Source organism: Marinomonas ostreistagni, from assembly GCF_016461785.1.
Classification (GTDB): Bacteria; Pseudomonadota; Gammaproteobacteria; order Pseudomonadales; family Marinomonadaceae; genus Marinomonas; species Marinomonas ostreistagni_A.
Map to the genome: position 1 here is coordinate 1 of NZ_JAEMUH010000008.1, position 19,407 is coordinate 19,407.

Sequence of the window (19,407 nt, forward strand, 5' to 3'; positions counted from 1 at the left end):
CAGTTAAGTAGCGGGCTTTAAAATGCTCTATGGCTAAGTGCTTAGCCTAGGAACTTGCGTGCGTTTTGGAATAGACGCAACCAAGGACCTTGCTCTTGCCAGCCTTCTGGTTTCCAGCTGTGTTGTACCGCACGGTAAACACGCTCTGGGTGAGGCATCATGATAGTCACTCGACCATCTTCAGATGTTAGACCAGTGATACCTTCAGCAGAACCGTTCGGGTTGAATGGGTAACGTTCCGTTGCTTGACCGTAGTGGTCAACATACTGAAGTGCTACTTGACCATTAGCTTGAAGGATCGCTTTGTGTGCATCATCACGGTATTCCGTGTGACCTTCACCGTGAGCAACCGCAATCGGCATAATCGAACCAGCCATGTCTGCAAGTAGAACAGAGTTAGACTCTTTCACTTCTACCTGAACTAGGCGTGCTTCGAACTGAGCGGATTGGTTACGTACGAACTTCGGCCAGTTTTGCGCACCTGGGATCAAGTCATGCAAGTTAGACAGCATCTGACAACCGTTACACACACCTAGTGAGAAGGTTTCTTGACGGTTGAAGAATGCTTCGAACTGCTCGCGTGCACGTGTGTTAAATAGGATAGACTTCGCCCAACCTTCACCGGCACCTAGCACGTCACCGTAAGAGAAACCACCACAAGCCACTAGGCCATGGAATTCTTCTAGTGAAACACGACCAGATAGAATGTCACTCATGTGAACATCCACTGGGTTGAAGCCAGCTTTATGGAAGGCTGCCGCCATTTCCACTTGACCATTTACACCCTGCTCACGCAATACGGCCATGCGAGGTTTCGCACCAGTATTGATGTAAGGCGCTGCAACATCAGCATTGATATCGAAACTTAGCTTCGCAGATAGACCTGGATCTTTGGCATCTAGCAGGTTATCGAATTCTTGCTGTGCTGATTCTGGGTTATCACGCAATGCTTGGATACGGTAACTTGTTTCAGACCAAGTACGCTGCCAAGTCACACGATCTTGAGAAAGCACTTGCTCACCTTGGAAAGCGAAGTTCAAGGTATCGCTATCGTTTAGTGTAGCAACCGCTGTCGCAGAAACACCCGCTGCTTGGTAAGCCGCTAGGACTGCATCCACTTCGCTGTTCGCGACTTGGATTACCGCACCTAGTTCTTCGTTGAACAACGTCGCTGCTAGAGACGCTTTATCTTTCGCTACATTTGTTAGGTCAACGTCTAGACCGATGTGGCTAGCAAACGACATTTCTGTCAGCGTTGCGAATAGACCACCGTCAGAACGGTCGTGGTAAGAAAGCAACTTACCTTCAGCGTTCAAGGCTTGAGTCGTATCAAAGAAGCCAGCCAGTACTGCTGCACTGTCAACGTCAGGTGTTGCGTTACTTACTTTGTTAAACACTTGAGCAAGTACCGAACCACCTAGACGGTTTTGACCCGCGCCAAGATCTAGAAGAATCAATTGGCTGTCAGCTTTCTTAAGCTCAGGTGTTAGCGTCTTACGAACGTCTTCCACTGGTGCAAACGCTGAAATCACTAGAGACAATGGTGAAGTAACGGCTTTTTCTTCGCCGTCTTCTTTCCATACCGTCTTCATCGACATAGAGTCTTTACCCACAGGGATCGCGATATCCAGTGCAGGACACAGTTCCATACCTACGGCTTTAACCGTTTGGTATAGCTTCTCGTCTTCACCTGCGTGACCCGCAGCCGCCATCCAGTTTGCCGATAGCTTAATGTGGTTACGTTTGGTGATTTTCGCTGCTGCAAGGTTGGTTAGCGCCTCACCTACTGCCATGCGACCAGAGGCTGGTGCATTCAATAGTGCTGCAGGCGTACGCTCACCCATTGTCATTGCTTCACCAGTGTAGCTATCTAGTGATGAAGTCGTTACCGCAACGTCAGCTACCGGCACCTGCCATGGACCAACCATCTGGTCACGCGCCACCATACCTGTGATCGTACGGTCACCGATAGTGATCAAGAAGCTCTTAGACGCAACCGTTGGCAAGCTAAGTACGCGCTTCGCTGCTTCAGCAAGATCCAGCTCAGAACCGTCAAAGTCATCGCCTTTAACATCGGCTTTAGTCGCTTCACGGTGCATCTTAGGTGGCTTACCAAATAGTACTGACATTGGTAGGTCAACTGGGCTGTTGTCAAAGTGTGGATCTTCCACTTCCAGATGTAGTTCTTCTTTCGCTTCACCAACCACAGCAAACGGACAACGCTCACGCTCACAGATCGCAGCGAACTCATCAATGCGGTCAGCAGGAATTGCCATGACGTAGCGTTCTTGCGATTCGTTACACCAGATCTCTAGTGGTGACATGCCTGGTTCGTCGTTCAATACCTTTCGTAGATCGAACTTACCGCCACGCTCGCCGTCTTTTACAAGCTCTGGCAAAGCGTTAGATAGACCACCAGCACCCACGTCGTGGATGAAGCTGATTGGGTTCTTGTCACCAAGCTGCCAACAACGGTCGATTACTTCCTGACAACGACGCTCCATTTCTGGGTTGCCACGTTGCACCGAAGCGAAATCTAGATCTTCGTTACCGTCAGAAGAGGCCATAGATGATGCTGCGCCACCACCAAGACCGATCAACATAGCAGGACCACCTAGCACGACTAGTTTAGAACCTACTTGGATCTCGTCTTTTTCAACGTGCTCACGACGGATGTTACCAATACCGCCGGCAAGCATGATTGGCTTATGGTAACCACGCACTTCATCACCTGTAGGGCCTTCTACTTTCTGTTCGAAAGTACGGAAGTAACCTAGTAGGTTTGGACGACCAAATTCGTTGTTAAATGCCGCGCCACCGATAGGACCTTCGATCATGATGTCCAGTGGCGTCACGATACGGCTTGGCTTACCGTATTGACTTTCCCATGGTTGTTCAAAACCAGGAAGTTTCAGGTCAGAAACCGTGTACCCTGTTAGACCCGCTTTAGGCTTCGCACCGATACCTGTCGCGCCTTCGTCACGGATCTCACCACCAGAACCTGTTGCTGCACCGGCAAATGGAGCAATCGCTGTCGGGTGGTTGTGAGTTTCAACCTTCATCAAAATGTCGATGTTCTCTTGCGAGAAATCGTATTCACGAGTTTCAGAGTTCGGGAAGAAACGACCTGCTTTGTGGCCTTCCATCACCGCAGCGTTGTCTTTGTAAGCTGACAACGTGCCATCTGGGTTGTGCTCGTGTGTGTTCTTGATCATCTTGAACAAAGAACGCTCTTGTTCTTCGCCATCGATTGTCCAAGAAGCGTTAAAGATCTTGTGACGACAGTGTTCAGAGTTCGCTTGAGCAAACATCATTAGCTCTACGTCATTTGGGTTACGGCCCAATTCTTTGAATGACTCTACCAAGTAGTCAATTTCGTCTTCCGCCAAAGCTAGACCAAGCTTTTGGTTAGCTTCTACCAATGCATCGCGGCCGCCGCCTAGCACATCCACGCTGGTCATTGGTGCTGGTGTTGCATGACTGAACATTGTTTCCGCTACCGCTACATCTAACAGTACGCTTTCAGTCATACGGTCATGAAGTAGTGCTGCGACTTCACCACGTTGTACATCAGACAATGCTTCATTTGCATGCACAAAGTACTGAACACCACGCTCAACACGCTCGACTAACTCAAGACCACAGTTATGCAGGATATCCGTTGCTTTAGAAGACCATGGAGAGATGGTACCTAGACGAGGTACTACCAAAACGTAGTTATCAGATACTTGAATCGGCGCAGACTTAGCCCCGTAAGTCAGAGCCTGTTCTAACACCGCTTGTTGCTCTGATGTCAGTGCCTGACCTGACTTTAGCTCAACAAAATGTAGAAACTGGGCATCGATATCTGTGATGGATGGATGCAGATCTTGTAGACCTGCTAAAAGCTTAGCTTTGCGAAACGCAGAAAGCGCTGCGGAACCATGCAGAGTCAGCATGTCGAGTTTTGCCTCATGTGGTAGTTTGGGGAAAAATTTGCGCGTATTTTAAATCATTGGGGCGTTTTGAAGCCAGCATAGTCTGCTTAATATGACGACTTTCCTTACTCAGTATCGTCAACTTGCGCTTTAGCTTGTTGTTTTAAGCGCTTTTTTTGCTCACGACGATATTGAAAAAAGTTTGAGAGCTGTGAGCTTGCTTGCTCCGCTAGCACACCTCCCGATGACTCTACTCGATGATTCAGGAAAGGATGAGAGAAAAATCGCTGCTGACTTTCAATAACACCGCTCTTTGGTTCTGTCGCGCCATAGACCACACGAGCAATACGACTGTGCACAATCGCGCCAGCACACATGGAGCAAGGTTCCAATGTGACGTATAGAGTGGCTTCTGGCAAACGGTAATTATTGACGTTTCTACAAGCATCCCGAATCGCCTGAATCTCCGCATGAGCGGTCGGGTCACAAGTATGAATAGGTGAGTTAAAGCCTTGACCAATAATCTTTCCATTCAGCACGATGATAGCTCCGACAGGAATTTCACTTTCCGCTTCTGCTCTCATTGCTAATTCTAGGGCTTTCGCCATCCAATACGCATCAATCTCTGCTTGAGAATGACTCGGGTCTATTGCACTCGGCATTTCAAATCTCCTACACTCAAGAAAACTATTATACAAGGAGTTTGAAGCGTGCAAACTGTAGCTGATTTAATGATTACCAATTTAGTCACTCTTAAAGAAAGCGACTCAATGGCCAAAGCAAAAGCTCTGATGGCAGAAAAGAACATTCGAAACCTGCCAGTCGTTAATGATGAAGGCGCCTGCTTAGGTATGCTCACACAAAGAGAATACCTAAAACACGCATTTTATTTAGTGAGCCAGTTCGGCACCCAACAGCTCACAAAAAAAGAGGAACAGACACCTGTACGCAATGCCATGAACAAAGACATACTTAGTATTGAACCAGGTATGTCGTTAAAAGCAGCGGCGGAATTCTTCATTGAAAACAAGTACGGTAGTTTACCTGTTGTTGAACACGATAAGCTTGTTGGAATTCTAAGCCCTGTAGACTTTGTGAAACTTGCTCATAGCATGCTATAGAGCTTTAATTTGAAGATAAAAAAACCAGCACTGGCTGGTTTTTTTGAGATAGATATCAAATATCTGCTGTTGGTCTTTTCTCTAAAATAACATCAGCGGCTTGCGTACCAAAATCCGTTTCCGTGATGGAAAAGCTAACAGACTGTCCTTTCTTCAAGGTTTTATGACCTTCAGACATTATCGCTTTATAATGCACAAACACATCAGGCTGATCATCGCGCTTAATAAAGCCAACCCCCTTTGTGTCGTTAAACCAGCGTACCTTACCGAAAAAACGCTCTGTCATTGACCACCTCTTGTTATTTTTTTAAGCCAACCACTCAGGTGACGCCAACGCCACCTGAGCGTACTAGATTACAGCGACTCGATGCTTGTTTTTTGCTCTTCAAGCCTCGCGACAACCGACTTTAAGTCTTCACACTTCGCTTTTTCTTTCTCAACAACTGCCGCAGGTGCTTTTGCTACGAAAGATTCATTTCCAAGCTTACCTTCAATACGCTGAAGGTCCTTACTCGCTTTGTCGATTTCTTTTTGCAAACGTGCAAGCTCTGCTTCTTTATCGATCAGACCAGCCATTGGTACCAATACTTCCATCTCACCGACTAGCGCAGTCGCAGACATTGGTGCTTCAGCGCCAGCTTCAAGCCAATTGATCGACTCAATCTTCGCAAGTTTCTGTAGGAAAGCTAAGTTAGCCTCCATGCGCGCTTTGTCTTGCGCGGAGCCATTACGGAAGAAAATCTCCAACGGCTTAGACGGAGCAATATTCATCTCACCACGGATATTACGAACGCCTTCAATAACGCCTTTTAACCATTCCACATCAGCTTCTGCTTCTACATCAATCTTAGAAGTCTCTGTTTCAGGGAACGTTTGCGTCATAACAGTTTCGCCCGTTTGACCCGCTAGCGGAGCAACACGCTGCCAGATTTCCTCTGTAATGAACGGCATCATTGGGTGTGCAAGACGAAGGAATGCTTCCAATACACGAACCAATGTACTACGAGTGCCAGCAAGCTGTGCTGGCGTTGCATTTTCATCCCAAAGCACTGGTTTCGACAGCTCTAGATACCAGTCACAGTACTCATGCCACATGAATTCATAGATAGCTTGCGCCGCCAAATCAAAACGGTGTGTGTCGTAAGCTTTATTTACCGCATCTTCCGCATGCTGCAAACGCGAAATGATCCACTTATCCGCTAGAGACAACTCAACTTCGCCACCGTTCTGCGCACAGTCGTTACCTTCTGTGTTCATTAATACGTAACGAGCTGCGTTCCAAATCTTGTTACAGAAGTTGCGGTAACCTTCTAAGCGGTTTAGGTCGAACTTAATATCACGACCACCCGATGCGAGCGAGCACAGAGTAAAGCGCAATGCATCAGTACCGTATGCAGGCATACCTTCTGGGTAAGCCTCACGAGTGTTTTTCTCAACTTTTTCCGCCAAGCGTGGTTGCATCATACCGTAAGTACGTTTTGCAACCAGCGCATCTAGGTCGATACCATTGATCAAATCCAATGGATCGATCACGTTACCTTTTGACTTAGACATTTTGTCGCCACGTTCATCACGGATCAAACCAGTGATGTAAACGGTTTTAAACGGCACTTTGTTAGTGAACTTCAGGGTCATCATGATCATACGAGCAACCCAGAAGAAAATGATGTCGAAACCTGTTACCAGAACATCAGACTCACCGAACAGGTCTAGATCTTCCGTTTGCTCAGGCCAACCTTGTGTTGCAAAGGTCCATAGCGCGGAAGAGAACCAAGTATCTAGTACATCTTCATCTTGAGTCAGTTCAAGGTCAGCCGCTAGATTGTACTTAGTACGAACAGTCGCTTCGTCTTGACCTACATAGAAGTTACCTTCTGCGTCATACCACGCAGGGATTTGGTGCCCCCACCAAAGTTGACGAGAGATACACCAATCTTGTAGATCACGCATCCAAGCAAAGTAGGTGTTTTCCCACTGCTTTGGTACGAATTGAATGTCGCCATTCTCAACCGCTTCGATCGCTGGCTTAGCCAATGATTCAACCGCTACGTACCATTGATTAGTCAGGTATGGTTCAACCACTGTGTTACCACGTTCACTGCGCGGCACCTTAAGCTTGTGGTCATCAATCTTCTCAAGCAGGCCTAGCTCTTCGAAATCTTTAACAATGACTTTACGAGCATCGAAACGATCAAGGCCACGGTATTTTTCTGGTGCGTCGTTATTAATTGCCGCATCATCAGTGAAGATGTTTAGCATTGGCAGATCGTGACGCTTACCCACTTCGTAGTCATTGAAATCGTGGGCAGGGGTGATTTTCACACAGCCTGTACCAAATTCTTTGTCTACGTATTCATCAGCAATAATTGGAATACGACGATCAACTAACGGCAATAGAATTTCTTTACCTACTAAATCAGCATAACGCTCATCATCTGGAGCAACGGCTACAGCAGAGTCACCTAGCATGGTTTCTGGACGCGTTGTCGCCACAACAATGTAATCTTTGCCGTCCGCTGTTTTCACGCCGTCAGCTAGCGGGTAACGGAAGTGCCACATAAAGCCATTTTCTTCTTCTGACAATACTTCTAGGTCAGAGATGGCTGTGTGTAATTTTGGATCCCAGTTAACAAGACGCTGACCACGATAAATAATGCCTTCGTCGTATAAACGAACGAAAACTTCTTGAACCGCAGCAGACATACCTGGGTCCATAGTGAAGCGTTCTTTACTCCAATCTACAGAATCACCCAAGACACGCATTTGATCAGAGATTGTACCGCCTGATTGACCTTTCCACTCCCAGACTTTCTCTAGGAATTTTTCACGGCCTAGCTCAGTACGCGTTTGGTTTTGCGCTGCCAATTGACGTTCAACTACCATCTGAGTCGCGATACCCGCGTGGTCGCTACCTGGCTGCCATAATGTGCGTTTACCTTGCATACGTGCACGACGAATCATGGCATCCATCAAACTATGCTGGAACGCATGGCCCATGTGTAGGCTACCCGTGACGTTTGGCGGTGGAATCATGATAGAAAACGGTGTGCCGTCACCCTTAGGGGCGAAGTAATTATTTTCTTCCCAGCGCGTATAAATTGGCTGTTCGATACTCTGAGGTTGGTAAGTCTTTTCCATTATGGTGTCTTAAAGCTCTTGGATGGCAAAATTAAAGTTGTGGGAATTATAACGCTTACATGGCGACCGAGAAAGTCAACAAACTATTAAGAACGCTTGCCTTGCTCAATTTCCAGTAGAACTTCTGAAACCAGTTCCGGCAAACGCTTTTCAAGCACTCTTCTTATCGCATTTTCAATAAGTTGCTTAGACGCGAAGATGTCAGTTTCATTCCTTGTCTCCGCAAGATCTATAGAAGGTTTATGCTGATTATCAGGAGTAGATTCATCAGATTTCTTGAGTGTGGCATCTGTTAAAGTGGATACTTTTTCAAAAACAGCATCAGCAACCTGATTTTCAGTGGGCTCAAGGTCAGAACTATCCCTAAATAAGGACTTCTTTAAATGAGTTTCTTGACTAACAGGCGTTGAGACATCGTCATCTCCTACAACATCCATAAGAATAGGAATGTCATCTTTATTACGTAGCGCTGCCGTCAAAACCGTTTCATCTGGTTCTGACAAATACATTTGAGCATCAGAAAGCACATCAGACATAAAAAACCACAAACAACTTATGTAAAGGGCGCATCAGAATCAACCACACGCCCAACCACAACAATCTAATTGTACAACTTTCGCACTGACGTCCATAAAAGTCCACCCTATCTCACACAAGAGCCAATTAACTTTAACTATACCCAGCCAAGATATACGAAAGGATACAGAGAACTCCTATTTACCTATACAACAAATGTTTACAGACATACCAAACTAAAAAGCCCTGTCGTAAGTGATCACAACAGGGCTTTCATGGGTTGAATTAACTCTCTAGTTTACTTTGCTTAATAAGTACTGAGTCAACAAACCTACCGGACGACCACTCGCACCTTTTGCTGCACCGCCAGTCCATGCTGTACCTGCAATGTCCAAGTGTGCCCATGGATAGCTTTCAGTGAAACGAGACAAGAAACATGCCGCCGTTACCGAGCCCGCCTCAGGACCGCCAATGTTACCCATATCCGCAAAATTACTGTCTAACTGCTGCTGGTACTCTTCATCTAGCGGCATCTGCCATAGTTTATCGGCAGCATCTTTGCCCGCTGCTTTTAAGGCATCCGCTACTTCTTGCTTGTTGGCATACATACCCGTGTTCACACTACCAAGCGCCACAATACACGCACCAGTTAGAGTTGCGATATCAACGACTGACTGAGGTTTAAAGCGTTCAATGTAAGTCAATGCATCACACAAAACCAAACGACCTTCCGCATCTGTGTTTAATACTTCAACCGTCTTGCCTGACATAGTTTTCACGATGTCACCGGGTTTCGTTGCACGACCACTTGGCATGTTCTCAGCCGCAGCAATCACAGCCGTGAAGTTCAATGCAGGCTTAAGCTCACAGATGGCTTTCATCGTACCAAACACACTTGCCGCACCGCACATGTCGTACTTCATTTCATCCATCTTCGCACCTGGCTTCAATGAAATACCACCTGTATCAAAGGTAATGCCTTTGCCTAGCAATACATGCGGCGCTTCGTCTTCTTTACCGCCACGGTAATGCATGACGATTAGGTAACTTGGCTGATCGCTACCTCGACCAACAGACAGTAGACAGTGCATGCCCAGGTCGTCCATTTTGGTTTCGTCTAGCAATTCGATCTCGATGTCGTAATCTTCTCCTAACTGCTGAGCTTTTGAAGCAAGGTAAGCTGGCGTACAAACGTTGCCTGGCAAATTACCTAACTGGCGAGTAAAGGCAGAACCCGCAGCCGTCGCTACACCAACTTTAAGTGCATCTTCATTTGCGCCTTCGATTAACAACGTTTCAACTTTATTGACTTTCTCCGCATCAGATTGCTTGAAGCCTAAGAACTCATAAAACGCTTCGTTTAACCATTGAGCTAGAAGCGTTACTACATTGTCAGCACTGCGTTCTTTCACAGTCAGAGCACTTGCTGCAACGGCAACTGTCGCATACGGTAGCGATTTAATTTGACTACCAACCGCTGCTGCCACTTTTTTAACATTCATGTCAGTCAGTGCATCTTTACCTGTTCCAACCAGTAATAACGATGGTTGACCTTCTACAACACTTGGCAATAGAAGTGTTTGAGCAACTGAACCTTTGAAAACGCTTTGTTCGCGTAGCGCGGTAATTTGACCATTAACTTTTTCGTCCGCTTGAGCCGTTGCTGCTGGCAATACACCTTCACTTGGAACAAAAACGACAAGCAGGTCAGCTTGAACATCAGCAACATTGTTGAACAATTCTGTTTTCATATTTCCCATCCAATTCAATAATCTTTCTAAAATACTGGCTACCTACGGCAACTATCGAGATAATACTGGCCGTTTAATTTTTAGTAGCGATCACCTGAAGTCACGCTAGAACTCCAGTAGAGGTTCCTTTGAAACTATTCAGATACTTGGCTAAAGAAGTGTTGGTGTCAACCGCAGCAGTGACCCTCATCTTACTTCTTGTCATTTTAAGTGGACGCATCTTTAACTATTTAGGTCGCGTCGCAGATGGCAGAATGAGCTTTGACTTCCTTTTTATATTATTGGGTCTACATATCCCAAGCTTCATTCAAGTCATTTTACCTTTGGCTTTTTTCCTTTCACTATTATTAGCATATGGTCGTTTATATATTGAGAATGAAATGTCCATTCTATTTGCAAGCGGCATCAGCAAACTCAAGCTGGCAGGATACACCTTGGGTATTGCATTTTTTATTACAGTACTGTCTGCTGCCATCAACTTCTGGATATCGCCTAGCTTTGAATATAAGGCGCAAGAAATCACCCAAGAACAAGACAAGCTAACCGCCTTTGATTTTCTTCAACCAGGCAAGTTTGAAGGGCATGGCCAACGAGCGACCTACATCGAACGATTTACGGCTGATGAGGACTGGATGGAAAACTTATTTATTTCAGATGTCAGCCAAAAATCCAAACAGTATGTACCATCTCAAACATTAGCTCAGTACGGAGAGTTGGTGCGTTTCCCTGAACACGACGGTCTACAATATTTAGTATTAAAAAATGGAGTCCGCTATGAAGGCAAACCCGGAACAGGGAACTACAGCATTACTACGTTTGATACGTACGCTATTAGAATAGAAGATTCTCCATCTGGCGATATTACAGATGAGAAAGCTCAACCTACTTTAAAGCTTTTACAGTCCAACGAACCCAAACTGGTCGCTGAACTACATTGGCGTATTGGGTTAGTCATTATCGTCCCTATCCTTGCTGTGATTGGCTTATCTCTAAGTCAGGTTAACCCTAGACAGGGACGCTTCTTTAAGATGCTACCTGCTATTATCTTGCTTATTACCTACCTTGGCCTACTCATTTGGGGACGTACTGCACTTGAAAAACAAATTATTCCACTATCACTAGGGATGTGGTGGGTGCATGGCATTTTCGCTCTTATTGCTGCATATACGTTTATGATGTTTAACCAAGTCTTTTCTAGGAAAGCCGCCAAACTACCCAACTTAAACGGAGATTCGAATGCGTAAATTAGACCGCTATGTGGGTCAAAGCGTCTTCCTTGCCGTCTGTTTAGTCGCGTTTGTTTTACTAGGACTAGACTTTGCCATCACATTCATCGAAGAAGTGAAGAAAGTAAACGAGCAATATACAGCGACAACTCTGATCCAAGTGTTAGGGCTTCGTATGCCAGGTAAGCTGGCTGAATATTTACCCGTCTCATCCCTAATTGGGACATTAATTGGGCTAGGGGCGTTAGCCTCTACCTCCGAGATAACTGTTATGCGAGCTGCCGGCATTCCTTTATGGCGGATAGGTTACGCAGCTTGTAAACCCGTTCTAGCTCTTGCCTTAGCGGGCTTGCTCGTTGCCGAGTTTGTATCTCCTATCGCCGAGCAAAAAGCAAACTTAGTTGATAAATTACAAGTCGGTGCAAGTAACGATTTTGCCATCACCGGTGGTAGCTGGCTAAAAGCAAACGGGGACTACGTCTACATCGATGCCGCAGACACTAAAGGAAACCTTTATAACATTACCATTTATGATCGAGAAGGCGATCAATTAAAAGCCATTCAAACAGCTAAGCGAGCGACGCAAGAAACGGATAACATCTGGAAGCTCCACAATATCGCCACTTCTACATTTGAAAACGATCAAATTAGTGTCAGCCATGCTGACACATTAGAATGGCGCTCGTCTCTCAAAGCAGATTACCTTTATTTATCCACCCAAAAACCCGATAGCCTGTCTTTGTCACAGCTTTATCAATACTCTAGCTTTTTGAACGAGCAAGGTTTAAATGCAGGGGAATACGAGCTAGCATTTTGGAGTAAAGTGTTTCGCCCGCTGTCTTCGTTAGCGTTAGTAATTGTAGCGATTTCAACTATTTTTGGACCACTTCGCTCATCCACTATGGGCGGCAGAATTTTCTCAGGCGTGCTTATCGGCTTAGCTTTTCAAAACACCTTATACATTATGGGAAGGCTTAGCTTAGTCAGTTCATTGCCCCCTCTTGCAGGGATCTCTCTACCGATCATAGCGTGCTTCATCATCGGTATTTATTTACTGAAGCGCCGTCACTAGAGCAAAGAAAAAGCAACGAGACCTATGACGGATCTCGTTGCTTGTGATCAATAAACTCTAAGCGTGTTTGAGAAAGCTTATCATGCCAAGTCTGTTGATTCTTATCGATAAAAGCCCACAAAAAGCCCACCCCGAAGCACGCCCATGACACCATTGCAAAAACATAGCGAGCCGTTGCCTGACGCACCGTAATCGGCGCCCCGTTTTCTTGCACCACGCGGAACTTCCAAACTTGCATCCCCAATGTCTGGCCAGGGTAACGCCAGAATTTCACAAAGAAGCTCCAAGCAATCAACAACAACACCCAGAACAGCCAAAAACCTTCCACCGCTTCGCCATCATTCGCCATCACAGCGATCCAACCCACGATAAAATACAGGGCTATTAACAAAAGAGAGTCGTAAAAGGCCGCCGCCAAACGACGCCATAAGTGAACTTTGCGCATTATGTCCCTTCACTCTTACATGCTAAACGATATAGCAAGCTATAATGCAGAGTAATAATGCGCATTTGAAGCAGCTTTTGGAAAACCTTAGGAGAACACGATTGAGGTCAATAAATAGGCTTACGCTTGAATAAAACGCTTTATTCGCTCTAAGGCTTGTTCAATACGTTCACAATCGCACGTGTAAGCAAAGCGCACATATTTATGGGCATCCTTCATCCCAAAATCTGCTCCAGGCGTTAATGCCACAAACTCCTTTTGCAACAAATCCAAACACCACTGCATGGCATCGGACGTGATACTCGACACATCTACGTAGACATAAAAGGCCCCTTGCGGTGCTGAAGCAATAGGCAGACCTAATGATTGCACCCCCTTCATCAAGGTTACTCGACGTTTGGCTAGAGTTTGGCGTCGCGCCTCACATTCCTCCAATACATCCGGCTGAAAAGCACGTAACGCAGCATGTTGAGCTACGGATGATGCGGATATAAATAAATTCTGCGCTAGCTTAGTTGCACCTTCAATCGCCCACTCAGGCACCACAATCCAGCCTAAGCGCCAGCCAGTCATGGCGAAGTATTTTGAAAAGCTGTTCACCACAAAAATGTCGTCGCTAATGCTTAACGCCGTAAAATCTTCACCGTCAAAAACCAAGCCCTGATAAATCTCATCCACCAATAAATGGCCACCTTTCTGCTGCACGATGTCCCACGCTTTAGCAACGTAACCGGGTGACAACACTGAGCCAGTTGGGTTGGCAGGCGATGCTAGCCATAACCCAGTGGTCTGCTCGTGCCATTGTGCAGCAAGCGAGTCTAAATCAATTTCAAAGTTATTTACGCTAGCACATTCAAGCATGCGCGCTTTCGCACCCACTTGTATTAAGAAGTGGCGATTGCATGGATAGCATGGGTCTGGCATCAACACCTCAGAGCCGACTTCTGCCATCAAGGAACTGAGTAACAACAATGCTCCTGAGGCTCCTGGCGTAACAACAATACGCTCTGGTGCTACACTGACATGATAACGCTGCTTATAAAAATCACTGATCGCATGACGCAACTCTGGCAACCCTGTCGCAGCAGTATAACCCGTTTTACCAGCACTGATCGCAGCTTTGCCTGCCTCATTGACAGCCTCTGGCGCTGAGAAGTCAGGTTCTCCTACTTCTAAATGAATCACATCTTCACCAGCGGCTTGTAATTGCTTCGCCCGAGCCATCACCGCCATCACCTGAAATGGCGCAATTTGTTCGACGCGTTTTGCTAATTTCTGCATACTCATTCACTAAATTCGTTAAAAATGCTTGGAAAAGAATCGTCTTTTTGCGCAAAAATTGTGGTTCTGCCGCAAATTATCTGATAACTTTCCGCCCGAAAAATTAAACCACCTTAACTTAATGTCAACAGGTTACCACAAGGAACACCTGGGAAGTGAGGCAAGACTATGCCAAGTAAAAACCCTGAATCATTGATGAAAGACTTTACTCCTTACGTTGCGGCGGAAGGGGAAGAGTACATGAACGAAAATCAATTGGCGCATTTTAAGAGCATCCTTCTCAACTGGAAGCAAAACCTAATGGAAGAGGTTGATCGTACGGTACACAACCTGCAAGAAGAAGCTGTGAACTATGCCGACCCAAATGATCGTGCCAGTCAAGAAGAAGAATTCAGCCTAGAACTTCGTGCTCGTGATCGTGAACGCAAATTGGTTAAAAAAATCAACCAAACCATCGAACGTATCAACGATGACGACTACGGCTTCTGCGACGAGTGTGGTATTGAAATCGGTATCCGCCGTCTAGAAGCACGCCCAACTGCGACCATGTGTATCGACTGCAAAACACTGGCAGAGATTAAAGAGAAGCAAATCGGCAACTAAAACATGCCTAATGCTTATCGAGGCCGGTTTGCTCCTTCGCCAACCGGCCCGCTTCATTTCGGCTCATTACTGAGCGCCGTTGCGAGTTATCTCGATGCTCGTCAGCAGCAAGGTACATGGTTAATTCGCATCGAAGACGTTGACGGCTCACGCTGCTCAACCGACAACCAACACGCCATTATTAAGACCCTGAACAGCTACGAGCTTTTCTCAGACGAAACTATTCTAATTCAGTCTGATCGTTACGACTTATATCAGCATTATTTGGAAATACTGAAGACTCAGAATCTAGTGTATCCATGCCAATGTACACGAGCCTCACTTAAAAACACCCAAGGACTGCACCCCAAACGTTGCGACAGCAATACTCTACAACCTCACTCTTGGCGTGCGCAATGTGATGAGGGAGTATTTGAGTTCACAGATCCTATTCAAGGGCTACAACATTTCGATGTTAGCCAGCCACTGAACCATCCCGTATTAAAGCGTAAAGACGATTATTTCTCTTATCAGTTGGCGGTGGTGATCGACGACCACTTACAAAACATCAGCGACATTGTCCGTGGCGCAGATTTATTAGAAACCACCGGACAGCAGCTTTGGCTGTATCAACAATTTGGCTGGCAATCACCTAGGCTTTGCCATCTACCATTAATCATTAATGAACACGGCGATAAGATCAGCAAACAAAATCACGCCAAAGCGGTGCCCAACGCTGAGCCGAAAGTGCTGAGCAGGGTGCTGCATTATTTAGGTTTCAAAGATATTCCAAGTGACTATTCAATTGCTCAACTACTGGTTTGGGCGACTGAGCGCTGGTCACGCCAACAATTAACCCAAGCCAACCTCTCTTTATCGGAAAATGATCAAGCCCTGATACGTTAATCGACACTCGCACCGCCATTCATTCTGGGTATAATCGTTACATCAAGTTACAAGAGGTGACACGATGTATCATGTAATGGTGATTTGTAGCGAGTATTCACCGCTAAAAGAAGTTGATCGCTGGTTGAGCAGAAACGGCTTTCACGTCAATATAAGCCAATCAATTGAGCAGGCTAAAAAATACTACGAACTAGAGGACTTTGAGATCCTCTTGGTAGACGCTGACGCCTTAACTGACGACTCGTTAAGCACTATTCAATCTTACAAATTCATCGTGTTTGATCAACGCCCTAGCTTAAATGCCGCTGTAGAATACATGGCAAAAGGGGCCCACTATTTTATCCCTCTTCCAACCGACCCCGATACCGTTCTTGCACAAGTTATCGAGGCATTAGAAAAACCCAAAGCCACACAACAAAAAGACACACACGTCCAAAAAAACGACATAAACCTTTTTGGAGATCAAGAAAACGCCCCCAAAACACCACCTTTAGGAACGCCAGAAAGCGGCATCATTGGCAACAGCCCAGCCATGCATATCTTGTTTGACGAGCTGTTAAAGATTGCGAAAACCGATGCTACCGTCTTAATACATGGTGAATCCGGTACCGGTAAAGAGCTGGTCGCAAAATCCATCCACAACCTATCAAAACGTAAGAGCCAAGCACTCATAAGTGTTAACTGTGCTGCTATCCCAGAAAATCTGATCGAATCGGAATTATTTGGTCACGAAAAAGGCGCATTCACTGGAGCCGTCTCTGCGCGTGATGGCCTCATCGTAGCAGCTGATCACGGCACACTTTTTCTTGATGAAATAGGCGAACTCCCCCTTGAAGCCCAAGCTCGCCTATTAAGGGTATTACAAGAGGGTGAGATTCGCAGAGTTGGCGCGGTTACCTCAACTAAAGTCAACATACGATTGGTCACAGCTACTCATAGAAATTTATTGCAAATGGTCCAGAGCGGGATGTTTCGTGAAGACCTTTATTACCGATTGTATGTAATGGAGCTTAGCGTGCCCGCATTACGAGAGCGTGGCGATGACATCCCCTTGATTGCTAAAACTCTTTTAGAGAAGGCTTGTAAAAAACATGACAAGCCCATACCTCATTACAACAAAGCTTTCGATGCAGCTATACGAGAACACACATGGCCAGGTAATGTGCGAGAGCTAGAGAACGCTTTAGAGCGAGCCGTCATTTTAAGCCCTGAAGGCAAACTCGAAGCGCATAACTTAAAATTAAAACGCAATGAGCGTCACCAGGCCGCAACAAAAGGCGCACTTACTACAACCGCTCAAGCCCCCTCTTCCTCTTTTGCAATCGAGGGCACCACGCTAGACGACTATTTCAAGCATTTTGTGTTGACGCACCAACATAAAATGACTGAAACCCAGCTTGCACAGTCTCTGGGCATTTCCAGAAAAAGCCTTTGGGAAAGACGCCAAAAGCTCGGCGTGCCCAGAAAAGTAACAGAATAAAAGTAACAAGTGTTACCAAAACACTCAAAAAAGAATCGCAAAATCGTAAAAAAAGTGCACAACTTTTTCGAAAAATCCTTATTTTTCAGTATATTGAAAAAATTGGCACAACAAATGCCTTATAACAAGCACAACGATAACAAGATTGACGATAATAAAAATAAGTTAATCATGTGTGACGTTCCTAAAACAAAAATAAAACAAAGGAACACCGCAGCCTCTTCAAATAAAAATAAAAATTTGAGGCTGTGGATGGAAAATCGCTTTGGATAATTGATTTTTTTAGATATGCCAGCCGCAAGGCAATGAAAACAATGCAATAATAAAAATAAAACTTGAGTAGAACTGCAGAAGCAGCACGAACTTTGTTTTCGGAACTAGTATCTTCATGTATCCAAAGCGATTATTTTATTTTCGCCTCTCTAGCTATTCTTTTCTTCTATCTCTATTTCTTGTATCACTCTGAATTTTTAAACCGTGTATCTTCTACCTTTTGCCGTGTAGAATAACCAAACCCATCAATTATTGAATTTTAAATAATGCTTGCAGGTTTTAGGTCTTTGGTTCGTAAAGCGACGTCCTTATTTGGCTCAGACGAGTCTCAACAACTTCCTCTTGAAATCCCAAGAGATGATCATTCTTTTTCTAGAAAGAACATTAGTCCCAATGCGCTAAAAGTTCTTTACCGCCTCCATGAAGCAGGTTTTGATGCCTACCTAGTTGGCGGCTGTATTCGCGATCACCTAATCGGTATCGAACCAAAAGACTTTGATGTGGTAACCAATGCCACGCCAGAGGAAGCCCACGCACTGTTTTCCAACTCTCGCTTGATTGGTAGACGCTTCAAGTTGGTACATGTCACTTATGGACGAGAAATCATTGAAGTCTCTACGTTTCGTGCCAACAGTGCTGCGCAAGCAGAAGACACAGACAAACGACAATCTTTAAAAGGCAAAGATACTGCCCGCTCATCTCATGGCATTATTTTGCGCGATAACGTGTACGGCTCTATTGAAGAAGACGCAGAACGTCGTGATTTTACATTCAACGCTCTCTACTACAACATTGCCGACTTCTCTATCAACGACTATTGCGGCGGTTTAGAAGACATCGACAAGCGACAAATTCGCATCATCGGTGACCCAAAGCAACGTTATCAAGAAGACCCCGTTAGAATGTTGCGTGCCGTGCGCTTCGCCGCGAAGCTTAACTTTGAGATTGAAGCGAACACGGCGGCGCCTATCAAGGAGATGGCACACCTACTGGATCACATTCCACCAGCTCGCTTATTTGAAGAAGTATTAAAACTTCTAGGTAGTGGTTATGGCGTCAAAACCTTTCAACTCCTTCGTGAGTACGGACTGTTTAAATATTTATTCCCCGATACCGATGCCCTACTAAACAGCGGCTGGCAACGCAAAGACATCACACCAGATGCCTTTATTCAACAGGGACTCAGTAATACCGACAATCGCATCCAAGCTGGCAAAGGTACTGCACCTTATTTCTTGTATGCCATTTTAATGTGGCCAAGCGTAGCGCTTCGTCATGAAGAGTTTTCTAAACAAGGGTTACCAGAACTTCCTGCTTTACACCAAGCAGCTACTATGGTCTTAGATAACCAAGTTGCTTCCACTGCGATTCCACGCCGTTTCTCAACTCCTATGCGTGAAATCTGGGACCTACAATTCCGCCTGCCGAAACGTTATGGCAAACGTGCCTTTACATTGCTGCATCATCCGCGCTTCAGAGCAGCTTTTGACTTTTTATTGATCCGTGAGCAAAGCGGCACAGATTTAGGCGGGCTCGGCACTTGGTGGACAGAATTCCAAGAAGCACCTGACAATCAGCAGCGTGATCTCGTCAATCAAGCTGACGGTCGCAAAAATGAGGCCAGCAAACCCAAACGACGCCGTCCACGACGCCGTAAAAGCAACGCCAAACGTCCGTCCGATTCTCAAGAGTCATAAAC

At 45.6% G+C, this 19,407-nt stretch carries 15 protein-coding genes; 7 read left to right on the forward strand and 8 right to left on the reverse strand.

Features of this window, described 5'->3' with window-relative positions:
- Positions 1–41: 41 nt before the first annotated feature.
- Together purL and tadA are read right to left on the reverse strand one after the other, a co-directional pair.
- Entirely contained in the window at positions 42–3,938 is a 3,897-nt protein-coding gene (gene purL, locus JHD44_RS09405) for a phosphoribosylformylglycinamidine synthase (protein ID WP_199462503.1), read from the reverse strand.
- Between the two features lie 104 nt (positions 3,939–4,042).
- A complete protein-coding gene (gene tadA, locus JHD44_RS09410; protein ID WP_199462504.1) occupies positions 4,043–4,579 on the reverse strand; it encodes a tRNA adenosine(34) deaminase TadA in 537 nt (178 codons plus the stop codon).
- Positions 4,580–4,627: 48 nt separating this feature from the next.
- Here tadA and JHD44_RS09415 point away from each other — a divergent pair, with 48 nt between their 5' ends.
- Positions 4,628–5,038: a CBS domain-containing protein gene (locus tag JHD44_RS09415; RefSeq protein ID WP_199462505.1), complete on the forward strand. Its 411-nt coding sequence runs from the start codon at positions 4,628–4,630 to the stop codon at positions 5,036–5,038.
- Between the two features lie 55 nt (positions 5,039–5,093).
- Here the strand turns inward: JHD44_RS09415 and JHD44_RS09420 are convergent, their stop codons facing one another.
- The 4 genes from JHD44_RS09420 to JHD44_RS09435 form a co-directional block, all read right to left on the reverse strand.
- Positions 5,094–5,324, reverse strand: coding sequence for a cold-shock protein (locus JHD44_RS09420; protein ID WP_199462506.1), 231 nt, complete (start codon positions 5,322–5,324; stop codon positions 5,094–5,096).
- A 68-nt stretch (positions 5,325–5,392) separates the two neighbouring features.
- The gene (locus JHD44_RS09425; protein WP_199462507.1) at positions 5,393–8,176 is read right to left on the reverse strand and encodes a valine--tRNA ligase; all 2,784 of its coding nucleotides are present in this window, start codon (positions 8,174–8,176) and stop codon (positions 5,393–5,395) included.
- An 86-nt stretch (positions 8,177–8,262) separates the two neighbouring features.
- Positions 8,263–8,712 carry a hypothetical protein gene (locus tag JHD44_RS09430; protein WP_199462508.1) on the reverse strand — a complete coding sequence of 150 codons (450 nt, stop codon included), beginning with the start codon at positions 8,710–8,712 and terminating at the stop codon, positions 8,263–8,265.
- Positions 8,713–8,985: 273 nt separating this feature from the next.
- Positions 8,986–10,443: a leucyl aminopeptidase gene (locus tag JHD44_RS09435; RefSeq protein WP_199462509.1), complete on the reverse strand. Its 1,458-nt coding sequence runs from the start codon at positions 10,441–10,443 to the stop codon at positions 8,986–8,988.
- A gap of 128 nt (positions 10,444–10,571) precedes the next feature.
- On the opposite strand from JHD44_RS09435, the gene lptF reads away from it, so the two are divergent.
- Both lptF and lptG read left to right on the forward strand, forming a co-directional pair.
- Complete coding sequence (lptF, locus tag JHD44_RS09440) at positions 10,572–11,687, forward strand: LPS export ABC transporter permease LptF (protein WP_199462510.1); 1,116 nt, start codon at positions 10,572–10,574, stop codon at positions 11,685–11,687.
- A complete protein-coding gene (gene lptG / locus JHD44_RS09445; RefSeq protein ID WP_199462511.1) occupies positions 11,680–12,741 on the forward strand; it encodes an LPS export ABC transporter permease LptG in 1,062 nt (353 codons plus the stop codon). The genes lptF and lptG overlap by 8 nt, the downstream gene beginning before the upstream one ends.
- Before the next feature lie 22 nt (positions 12,742–12,763).
- On the opposite strand, the gene JHD44_RS09450 is transcribed toward lptG, so the two are convergent.
- Complete coding sequence (locus JHD44_RS09450; protein ID WP_199462512.1) at positions 12,764–13,186, reverse strand: RDD family protein; 423 nt, start codon at positions 13,184–13,186, stop codon at positions 12,764–12,766.
- Between the two features lie 120 nt (positions 13,187–13,306).
- On the reverse strand, positions 13,307–14,473 hold the full coding sequence (locus JHD44_RS09455) for an aminotransferase class I/II-fold pyridoxal phosphate-dependent enzyme (RefSeq protein WP_199462513.1): 1,167 nt from the start codon (positions 14,471–14,473) through the stop codon (positions 13,307–13,309).
- Positions 14,474–14,635: 162 nt separating this feature from the next.
- Between JHD44_RS09455 and dksA the strand changes: the two genes are divergently transcribed.
- The 4 genes from dksA to pcnB all read left to right on the forward strand — a co-directional run bounded on the left by dksA (position 14,636) and on the right by pcnB (position 19,405).
- The gene (dksA, locus tag JHD44_RS09460; protein ID WP_133564347.1) at positions 14,636–15,070 is read left to right on the forward strand and encodes an RNA polymerase-binding protein DksA; all 435 of its coding nucleotides are present in this window, start codon (positions 14,636–14,638) and stop codon (positions 15,068–15,070) included.
- Between the two features lie 3 nt (positions 15,071–15,073).
- Entirely contained in the window at positions 15,074–15,955 is an 882-nt protein-coding gene (gluQRS, locus tag JHD44_RS09465) for a tRNA glutamyl-Q(34) synthetase GluQRS (protein ID WP_199462514.1), read from the forward strand.
- Positions 15,956–16,019: 64 nt separating this feature from the next.
- Positions 16,020–17,435 carry a sigma-54-dependent transcriptional regulator gene (locus JHD44_RS09470; RefSeq protein ID WP_199462515.1) on the forward strand — a complete coding sequence of 472 codons (1,416 nt, stop codon included), beginning with the start codon at positions 16,020–16,022 and terminating at the stop codon, positions 17,433–17,435.
- Between the two features lie 539 nt (positions 17,436–17,974).
- Positions 17,975–19,405 carry a polynucleotide adenylyltransferase PcnB gene (pcnB, locus tag JHD44_RS09475; RefSeq protein ID WP_199462516.1) on the forward strand — a complete coding sequence of 477 codons (1,431 nt, stop codon included), beginning with the start codon at positions 17,975–17,977 and terminating at the stop codon, positions 19,403–19,405.
- Positions 19,406–19,407 lie beyond the last annotated feature (2 nt).